This window comes from uncultured Amnibacterium sp. (assembly GCF_964245895.1).
In the GTDB taxonomy this organism is placed as follows: Bacteria; Actinomycetota; Actinomycetes; order Actinomycetales; family Microbacteriaceae; genus Amnibacterium.
Map to the genome: position 1 here is coordinate 1 of NZ_CAXTOQ010000143.1, position 8,716 is coordinate 8,716.

An 8,716-nucleotide genomic window follows, 5' to 3' on the forward strand; every position below is an offset into this window, starting at 1 on the left:
GCAGCGTCCACCGGCTGGTCTCGCGGCAGCTGGAGGCGGTACCCGGCTCGGGGCCGTCCGGTCCGCACGCCCTGCGGCACTCCGCGGCGACGCACCTGCTCGACGGCGGCGCGGACCTGCGGGCGGTGCAGGCGATGCTCGGGCACGCGAGCCTCGGCACCACCCAGATCTACACGCACGTGTCGATGGAGCGGCTGGCGGAGAGCTACCGGCTCGCCCACCCCCGCAGCTGAGCGGGAGGGGGGGGCGAGCCCCGTCGCGCGGTAGTCCTCACCTCCGCGCGGTAGGCGGACCCACCGCACGAGGGTCGGAGTACCGCGCGCCGCGCCCGACCCGGCGCCGCGTTCTACGGGAAGGCGGCGAGCGGCAGCAGCACGGCGCGGGTCGCGCCGCCCAGGTACAGGAGGGGGGAGACGTAGGCCCAGCCGTCGGCGATCGGCACCCGCGCCCCGAGGTGCAGCACGCCGGCGGGATGCCCGCCGCCCGCCGCGACGTGCCCGATGACCTCGCCGCGGCGGACCACGTCGCCGGCCGCGACGGCGGGCTCCACCGGCTCGACGCTCGAGCGCACGCCGTCGTGGTCGATCGCGACGACGCCCCGGTCGACCACCGTGCCGGCGAACGCGACCACGCCGTCGGCGACCGCCCTGACCGGCTCACCCTCCTCCGCGGCCAGGTCGATCCCGCGGTGGCCGGCGGCGTAGACCGTCGCCGGTGCCTCGAACCCGCGCACGACCGCGTGGGACGCCGTCGGCCAGGCCCACGCCTCCGCGGGCGCCGCCGCGAGCAGCATCGACGCCGCCAGCAGCGCGACCGTCCGGAGCATCCGACCATGGTCGACCGCGCGGCGCGCATCCGGCGTCCCGGGACCTGTGGAGGAGCGGATCGGCCGCCGCCGGCTCCGGTCGGCACGGCGGACGGCTGCTGGTAGGCTGCTGGCCGCATCTCGCGAGAGCGGGATGACTTCGCGCGCCCACCAGCGTGAGCACCGGCCATCGGTCCCTGAGCACTCAGGGCGGCCGGTCCGCAGGGCGCCAGGGCCGGACCGCGAACCCGCGTGTCCGGCGGACAACCGGAACGCGCCCCGCGGGGCGCAGAACAGGAGATGCGGCCGTGGCCGTCGTCACCATCCGCCAGCTGCTCGACAGCGGCGTCCACTTCGGGCACCAGACGAGGCGCTGGAACCCGAAGGTCAAGCGCTTCATCCTGACCGAGCGCTCGGGCATCCACATCATCGACCTGCAGCAGTCGCTGTCGTACATCGACAAGGCGTACGACTTCGTCAAGGAGACGGTCGCCCGCGGCGGCACCGTGCTGTTCGTCGGCACGAAGAAGCAGGCCCAGGAGGCCATCGCCGAGCAGGCGACCCGCGTCGGCCAGCCCTACGTCAACCAGCGCTGGCTCGGCGGTCTGCTCACCAACTTCCAGACGGTGCACAAGCGTCTGAACCGCCTCAAGGAGCTCGACCTCGTCGACTTCGACGACACGACGCGCGGCTACACGAAGAAGGAGCTGCTCATCCAGCGCCGCGAGCGCGACAAGCTCGAGAAGACGCTGGGCGGCATCCGCAACCTGTCGAAGACCCCGAGCGCGATCTGGGTCATCGACTCGAAGCGCGAGCACCTCGCGGTCGACGAGGCGAAGAAGCTCGGCATCCCCGTGATCGGCATCCTCGACACGAACGCCGACCCGGACGAGCTCGCGTACCCGATCCCCGGCAACGACGACGCGATCCGCTCCGTCGCGCTGCTCACGCGGATCATCGCCGACGCCGCGGCCGAGGGCCTGATCCAGCGCCACCAGGGCACGAACGAGGCCGACGCGGAGCCGCTGGCCGCCTGGGAGCAGGAGCTCCTCCAGGCCACCGAGAACCCCGAGAGCCAGGCGCTGCAGGTCGAGCAGGTCGACGACCGCGTCACCGGGCAGACCGCGGACACGCAGGACCGCGTCGACATCGTCGTCGCGGACTCCGCCACCGAGGCGACCGAGCCGGTCGCCGCGGCCGAGCCGGCCGAGCCGGTGGAGGAGAACGACGCGGACGCGCAGGCGGACGCCGACCTCGCCGCCGAGGCCGTCGAGGGGCTCGTCCCGCAGCACGCGCCCGAGACCGAGGAGCAGGTCGAGGCCGAGGAGCTCGCGAAGGCGACCCCCGCCCAGCGACGCCCCAAGAAGGTCACCGACCCGGCCGCGACCGAGGACCCCGAGCCCTCGGCCTGAGCCACGAAGCCCAGTCGGCGGTCGTCCAGGCCCCCGCCAGCCGGTTCCGCCGCGTCGCGAAGCGACGTGGCGACCGAGCCGGCGGGGGGATCGACGGTTGTCGACCAGAACCACGGAAGGAATCAGCCATGGCCGCATTCAGCGCCGCTGACGTGAAGACCCTGCGTGACCGCCTCGGTGCGGGCATGCTCGACAGCAAGAACGCCCTCGTCGAGGCGGGCGGCGACATCGAGAAGGCCATCGAGATCCTGCGGGTCAAGGGGCTGAAGGGCGTCGAGAAGCGCTCCGGTCGCGCGACCACCGCCGGCCTCGTGACCGCGGTCGCCGAGGGCGGCGTCGCCACCCTGATCGAGCTCGCGAGCGAGACCGACTTCGTCGCGAAGAACGACCGCTTCGTGGCGCTCGCCGCTGAGGTGCTCGGCGCAGTCGCCGCCGCCGGCGCGACCGACGTCGCCTCCGGCAACGCGGCGCCGCTGAACGGCAAGACCGTCGGCGCGTACATCGACGACGAGGCCGCGCTGCTCGGCGAGAAGGTCGAGCTGCGCCAGGTCCAGCAGGTCAGCGGCGACGACTTCGCCATCTACCTGCACAAGACGAGCAAGGACCTGCCGCCGCAGGTCGGCGTCGTGCTCGGCTACGCCGGCACGGACGCCGAGACGGCCAGGTCCGTCGCGCAGCACATCGCGGTCTACGACCCGAAGTACGCGACCCGCGAGCAGGTCCCGGCGGAGACCGTCGAGCACGAGCGCACGGTCCTGACGGAGACGACCCGCAACGAGGGCAAGCCCGAGGCCGCCCTCGCGAAGATCGTCGAGGGGAAGCTGACCGGCTTCTACAAGGAGGTCGTGCTCGCCGACCAGCCCTACGCCCGCGACAGCAAGGTCGCCACCGGCAAGGTGCTGAAGGACGCAGGGCTCGAGGTCTCGGGGTTCGCCCGGATCAAGGTCGGCGCCTGACCTCGCGGATCCGCAGCACCATCGCGACACGCCGCTCCGGAGGCCTCCGGAGCGGCGTGTCCGCGTCTCCCTGCGGATCCGCGGCGGAGATGCGGTCCGGCGAAGCCCGCTAGCCTCGTTCGCGGTCGGAGGGGGTTCGGATGCGTCGTGTGGTCCTGAAGCTGTCGGGGGAGGCGCTCGGCGGCGGCACGTTCGGGGTCGCCCCGGACATCGTGCGCGGCATCGCCGAGCAGATCGCGGCGGCGGCGCAGGAGGTGCAGATCGCGGTCGTCGTCGGCGGCGGCAACTTCTTCCGCGGCGCCGAGCTGAGCCAGGCGGGCATGGACCGCTCCCGCGCCGACTACATGGGCATGCTCGGCACGGTGATGAACGCCCTCGCCCTGCAGGACTTCCTCGAGCAGAGCGGCGTGCAGACGCGGGTGCAGTCCGCGATCTCGATGACGCAGGTCGCGGAGCCCTACATCCCGCGCCGCGCGATCCGCCACCTCGAGAAGGGGCGCATCGTCATCTTCGGCGCCGGTGCCGGGCTGCCGTTCTTCTCGACGGACACCGTCGCCGCGCAGCGCGCCCTCGAGATCCACGCCGACGAGGTGCTGGTGGCGAAGAACGGGGTCGACGGCGTCTACTCAGCGGACCCTAGGACCGACCCGACCGCGGTCAAGCTCGACACCGTCACGTACGGCGAGGCGCTGCGGAAGGGCCTGAAGGTCGTCGACTCGACCGCGTTCAGCCTCTGCATGGACAACGGCATGGCGATGCGCGTGTTCGGCATCGAGGGGGAGGACTCCATCGGCGCGGCCGTGCGCGGCGCCGACGTCGGCACGGTCGTCTCGGCCTGATCCGGGGCCGGGCGTCCCAGCAGGCGCCCGGTAGACTCCCACGGCTTGATGAGGAGAGGGGCCGCACGTGATCGCGGAGGTGCTGCAGGAGGCGGGCGACCGCATGGCCAAGGCGGTCGAGGTGTCGAAGGACGACTTCAACACCGTCCGCACGGGTCGGGCGAACCCCGCGCTGTTCCAGCGGGTCCTCGTGGACTACTACGGCACGCCGACGCCGCTCGGCCAGCTCGCCAGCGTGCAGGCGCCCGAGGCCCGCATGCTCGTCATCACGCCCTACGACAAGACCGCCCTGAAGGACATGGAGCGGGCGATCGCCACGGCGCCGAACCTCGGCGGCTCGCCGTCGAACGACGGCTCGATCATCCGGGTCGTGATCCCCGAGCTGACGCAGGACCGGCGTCGCGAGTTCGTGAAGATCGTCCGCGAGAAGGGCGAGCACGCGAAGGTCTCCGTCCGCAACATCCGCCGCTCCGCGAAGGACGACCTCGACGCCCTCACCGGTGAGGTCAGCGACGACGAGATCGCCCGCGGGGAGAAGGAGCTGGAGGCGCTGACGAAGCGGCACGTCGACCAGATCGACGAGGCGCTGAAGCGCAAAGAGGCCGAACTGCTCGAGGTCTGACCGTGTCGGACGGCGGACCGGGGGGCGGTCGGGCCAGGCGGCCGCGGAACTCCGCCGAGCTGCAGGAGCAGATCCGCGCGACCCGCAGCGACATCCGCGACCAGGTGCGGCAGACCCGCGCCCAGTTCGACGAGGCCAACGCGCGGCTGACCGCGCGCAGCGGGCGCAACCTCGTCTTCGCCGTGGGCTTCGGCGTGGTGCTCGGCGCGCTCGTCGTCGGCAGCCTCGTCGTATGGAAGCCGCTGTTCGTGCTGCTGGCCGTGCTGATGGTCGGCTTCGGGACGTCCGAGCTCGCCGTCGCGGTCCGGCACGCGGGCATCCGCGTGCCGCGCGTCGGGGCGGCGGTCGCGGGGGTGCTCGCGGTGCCTGCCGCGTACGTCGCCACGCTGCCCGCTCCTGACCGGGCGCCCGACGGCGCGATCGTGCCGGTGGTGCCCGGCGGCTGGCTGCTCGCCGTCGTCCTCGCCGTCGTCGTCGCGCTCGTGTGGCGGGCGGCGGAGCAGGTCAGCCGCCCCGTCCCGCCGCGCACGCTCGGGCGGGACCTGGTCGTCACCGGGTTCGTGCAGCTGTACCTGACCGGGCTCGGCAGCGCGGCCGTGGTCCTGCTCGCCCAGGACCGCGGCCAGTGGTGGGTGCTGTCCTTCCTGCTGGTCGTCATCGCGAGCGACGTCTTCGCCTACGCGACCGGCCTGCGCTTCGGCCGCCACAAGATGGCGCCGCGGATCAGCCCGGGGAAGACCTGGGAGGGGTTCGCGGGCGCCGCCACCGCGACGATCGTGCTCGGCATGGTGCTCGCTCCGCTGCTGCTCGACCGCCCGATCTGGTTCGGCGCGGTGTTCGGCGCGGTCATCCTGCTCACCGGCACCCTCGGCGACCTGGGGGAGTCGATGATCAAGCGCGACATCGGCATCAAGGACATGTCGTCCTGGCTGCCCGGCCACGGCGGCATCCTCGACCGGATCGATTCCGTGCTTCCTTCGGCTTCCGCGGCGCTGCTGCTCTTCCTCGCGACCTCCTGAGTGCAGGATGGCGGCCATGTCGTCGTCCTTCCCGCGTGTCCGGGGCCGTGCCCTTGGCTACGACCCGACCGAGGTCGATCGGTTCATCGCGTCCGCCCGGTCCGAGTTCGAGCACCGCTCCGGCGGCCTGCGCGCCGAGGACATCCGGCGCACCGCGTTCACCATGCGCCGCGGCGGCTACGCCACCCCGTCGGTCGACGCCGCGCTGGAGCGGCTCGAGGACGCGTTCGCGCAGCGCGAGCGGGACGCCGCGCTGCGCTCCGGCGGCGAGCGCGCGTACTACGCCGGCACGCGGCAGCTGGCGAAGGAGATCATCGCCCGGCTCGAGCGCCCGGACGGCAAGCGGTTCGCCCGCGTCGGCTTCGCCCGCATCGGCTACTCGGTGCACGACGTCGACGGCTTCGCCCACGAGGCGCGGTCGTACTTCGAGGACGGCTCGCACGTGCCGGTCGAGCGCGTGCGCTCCATCGCGTTCCGCGCGAAGCGCGGCGGGTACAGCGAGGCGCAGGTCGATCTGGTGATCGACGGCCTCGTCGAGACGATGCTCGCCGTCCGATGACACCGGCGTCCGCGGGTCCGGAGCGCCTCCGGGCCGCAGAACGGCGCTCGGGTAGGGTGACCGGATCGTGACGAGGCTGCGGATGGACGAGACGGCGGTGCGGGCTCCCACCCCGGTCCGGCCGCGATCCCGCGGCCGTTTCGTGCTCGGCCTGTTCGCGATCTGCGCGAGCGCCGGCATCGCCCTCGTCAGCGTCACCGACCCGTACGCGGGGGCGACGGCCGCGCCGTACTACCAGCAGCCCGTGCTCGCCCAGCAGCACGGTGTGCAGCGGTACAAGATCGACGGCGGCTACGTGCTCGTCGACCTCGCGCGCGACTCCTACAAGGTCGTCGGCGCCGCCTCCCCGGACGATCCCGCCGCGGCCGGCGGGGCCACCGCCGGTGCGCCGAGCTACACGACGCCGGTGGGCGTCGCCCAGACCTTCGCCGCGAAGGCGGTGGCCGGGCGGGGCTGGGCGCCGAGCGAGTTCAGCTGCCTGGTCAGCCTGTGGAACCGCGAGTCGGGCTGGAACACGCACGCCGCGAACGGCAGCGGCGCCTACGGCATCCCGCAGGCGCTGCCCGGCAGCAAGATGTCGAGCGCGGGCGGCGACTGGCAGAACAGCTACCAGACCCAGGTCACCTGGGGGCTCGGCTACATCGCGGGCTCCTACGGCAGCCCCTGCGGCGCGTGGGCGCACTCCAACGCCGTCGGCTGGTACTGACCGAGCCGTGCCCCGCCGGAACCGATCGGGCGCCGGCGACGAGCCGCCGCCGCTGCGCATGCAGGGCCCTCCCCGCACCGAGCAGCGCGGCGGCCGCTCCTGGAACGTGCAGCCGATCTCGGCCGCGCAGGCGCTGAAGACGTACCGCTGCCCCGGCTGCGGCGGCGCCGTCGACGAGGGCGTCGCCCACGTCGTGGTGTGGCGCGCGGACGGCGTGCTGGGCGACCGGGCCGATCTCGAGGCGCGGCGGCACTGGCACGCCCACTGCTGGCGGGCGGCATGAGCGACCTCGTCCCCGTGCGCAGCGGCACGGTGCTCGTCGCCGACCGGGAGGACGTCGCCTTCGACACGGTCGACGGCCTGACGCTCGTCGGCGAGCTCGCGTCGCCGGCGGGCCGCCCTGCGGTCGCGACGCTGGTCTGCCTCCATCCCCTGCCGACGCACGGCGGCTTCATGGACTCGCACGTGCTGCGCAAGGCCGCTGCGCGGCTGCCCGCGCTCGCGGACCTCGCCGTGCTGCGGTTCAACACGCGCGGCACCTCCAGCCCCCGCGGGACCAGCGAGGGCGAGTACGACGGCGGCATCGCGGAGCGGTACGACGTCGCCGCCGCGGTGACGTTCGCGCTCGAGCGCGGGCTGCCCCGCCCCTGGCTGCTCGGCTGGTCGTTCGGGACCGAGCTGGCGCTGAAGTACGGCCCCGACCAGCCGGTCGAGGGCGCGATCCTCCTGTCGCCGCCGCTGCACCGCACGAGCGACGCCGAGCTGTCGCGCTGGCACGGCGACGCGCGGCGGCTGGTGGTGCTCGTGCCCCAGCTGGACGACTACCTGCGGCCGCCGGAGGCGCGGCAGCGGTTCGCGGTCGTGCCGGAGGCGCGGCTGATCGCCGTCGACGGCGCCAAGCACCTGTGGGTGGGGGAGCCGTCCGTGCGGCGCGTGCTGGACGAGGTCGTCCACGTCGTGCGTCCCGAGCGGTCGCCGCTGCCGACCGAGGTCCCCGCCGCGCTGATCGCGGGGTGAGTCAGGCCTCCGCCTGCCTCGGGACCACGACCTGGTCGACGATCAGCAGCACCGCCGCGGCGACCGGGATCGCGATCAGGGCGCCGAGGATGCCCAGCAGGGTGCCGCCGACGAGCGCCGCGATGACCACGATCACGCCGGGCACCTTCACGGCCCGGTTCATGATGTTCGGGCTCAGCACGTACGCCTCGACCTGCATGTACACGACGTAGTAGATCGCCACCCACAGCCAGACCGGCAGACCGGCCGACGGCCACATCGAGCCGTCCGCCGACAGCGCCAGCACCAGCTGGCCGACGACGATCAGGACCGCGGCGGAGATCGTGCCGACGAGCGGGATGAGGCTGCCGAGGAACGCGATGAACGCGAACACCGCCGGCAGCTGCGCGCCGACGAGGCTGAGGAAGATGAAGCTGAGCACCCCGTTGACGAGTGCCAGGCCGATCTGCCCGATGACGTAGCGGCCGACGGAGGCGAAGATCTGCTCCGCGATGGAGGCGAAGCGCGCCCGCCGCGACATCGGCACCATCCGGTAGAGCGCGCCCTTGAACTCGGTCATCGACGCCGTGAAGTACAGGGTGAGGATGACGACGATCACCGCGCCGCCGATGCCGCCGAGCAGCCCGACGCCGACCGAGAGGACACCGCCGGTGATCGCGCCGGCGTTGGACTGGAGGTACTTCACCGCCTGGTCGATCAGGTCCTGGATGTTGATCGAGCTGCCGACCGCGGCCTGCGCCTGGCGCAGGAAGTCGTTCCAGCCCTGGTACTGGCTCGCGAA

Annotated in this window: 12 protein-coding genes; 10 read left to right on the forward strand and 2 right to left on the reverse strand. The window is 73.0% G+C overall.

Annotation, left to right across the window (positions count from 1 at the left end; all coding sequences use genetic code 11):
* On the forward strand, positions 1 to 233 hold a 233-nt coding region (locus ACFE60_RS15370), incomplete at its 5' end, for a tyrosine-type recombinase/integrase (RefSeq protein WP_375389740.1).
* Between the two features lie 113 nt (positions 234 to 346).
* Here ACFE60_RS15370 and ACFE60_RS15375 read toward each other — a convergent pair.
* A complete protein-coding gene (locus ACFE60_RS15375) occupies positions 347 to 826 on the reverse strand; it encodes a murein hydrolase activator EnvC family protein (protein ID WP_375389741.1) in 480 nt (159 codons plus the stop codon).
* Positions 827 to 1,113: 287 nt separating this feature from the next.
* Here ACFE60_RS15375 and rpsB point away from each other — a divergent pair, with 287 nt between their 5' ends.
* The 9 genes from rpsB (at position 1,114) to ACFE60_RS15420 (ending at position 7,935) form a co-directional block, all read left to right on the forward strand.
* Positions 1,114 to 2,217 (forward strand): 30S ribosomal protein S2, encoded by a 1,104-nt coding sequence (gene rpsB, locus ACFE60_RS15380; RefSeq protein WP_375389742.1) that lies wholly within the window; start codon positions 1,114 to 1,116, stop codon positions 2,215 to 2,217.
* 128 nt (positions 2,218 to 2,345) lie between these two features.
* On the forward strand, positions 2,346 to 3,173 hold the full coding sequence (gene tsf / locus ACFE60_RS15385; RefSeq protein WP_375389743.1) for a translation elongation factor Ts: 828 nt from the start codon (positions 2,346 to 2,348) through the stop codon (positions 3,171 to 3,173).
* Between the two features lie 140 nt (positions 3,174 to 3,313).
* Positions 3,314 to 4,012 carry a UMP kinase gene (pyrH, locus tag ACFE60_RS15390; RefSeq protein WP_375389744.1) on the forward strand — a complete coding sequence of 233 codons (699 nt, stop codon included), beginning with the start codon at positions 3,314 to 3,316 and terminating at the stop codon, positions 4,010 to 4,012.
* A 67-nt stretch (positions 4,013 to 4,079) separates the two neighbouring features.
* A complete protein-coding gene (gene frr / locus ACFE60_RS15395) occupies positions 4,080 to 4,634 on the forward strand; it encodes a ribosome recycling factor (RefSeq protein WP_375389745.1) in 555 nt (184 codons plus the stop codon).
* A 2-nt stretch (positions 4,635 to 4,636) separates the two neighbouring features.
* A complete protein-coding gene (locus ACFE60_RS15400; RefSeq protein WP_375389746.1) occupies positions 4,637 to 5,653 on the forward strand; it encodes a phosphatidate cytidylyltransferase in 1,017 nt (338 codons plus the stop codon).
* Positions 5,654 to 5,669: 16 nt separating this feature from the next.
* Entirely contained in the window at positions 5,670 to 6,212 is a 543-nt protein-coding gene (locus tag ACFE60_RS15405) for a DivIVA domain-containing protein (protein WP_375389747.1), read from the forward strand.
* A 67-nt stretch (positions 6,213 to 6,279) separates the two neighbouring features.
* A complete protein-coding gene (locus tag ACFE60_RS15410; protein ID WP_375389748.1) occupies positions 6,280 to 6,918 on the forward strand; it encodes a lytic transglycosylase domain-containing protein in 639 nt (212 codons plus the stop codon).
* A 58-nt stretch (positions 6,919 to 6,976) separates the two neighbouring features.
* Entirely contained in the window at positions 6,977 to 7,201 is a 225-nt protein-coding gene (locus ACFE60_RS15415) for a hypothetical protein (protein WP_375389751.1), read from the forward strand.
* Complete coding sequence (locus tag ACFE60_RS15420; protein WP_375389749.1) at positions 7,198 to 7,935, forward strand: alpha/beta hydrolase; 738 nt, start codon at positions 7,198 to 7,200, stop codon at positions 7,933 to 7,935. Before ACFE60_RS15415 ends, ACFE60_RS15420 begins: the two co-directional genes overlap by 4 nt.
* A 1-nt stretch (position 7,936) precedes the next feature.
* On the opposite strand, the gene ACFE60_RS15425 is transcribed toward ACFE60_RS15420, so the two are convergent.
* Positions 7,937 to 8,716 (reverse strand): AI-2E family transporter (locus ACFE60_RS15425; RefSeq protein WP_375389750.1); only part of this gene is annotated, 780 nt, incomplete at its 5' end.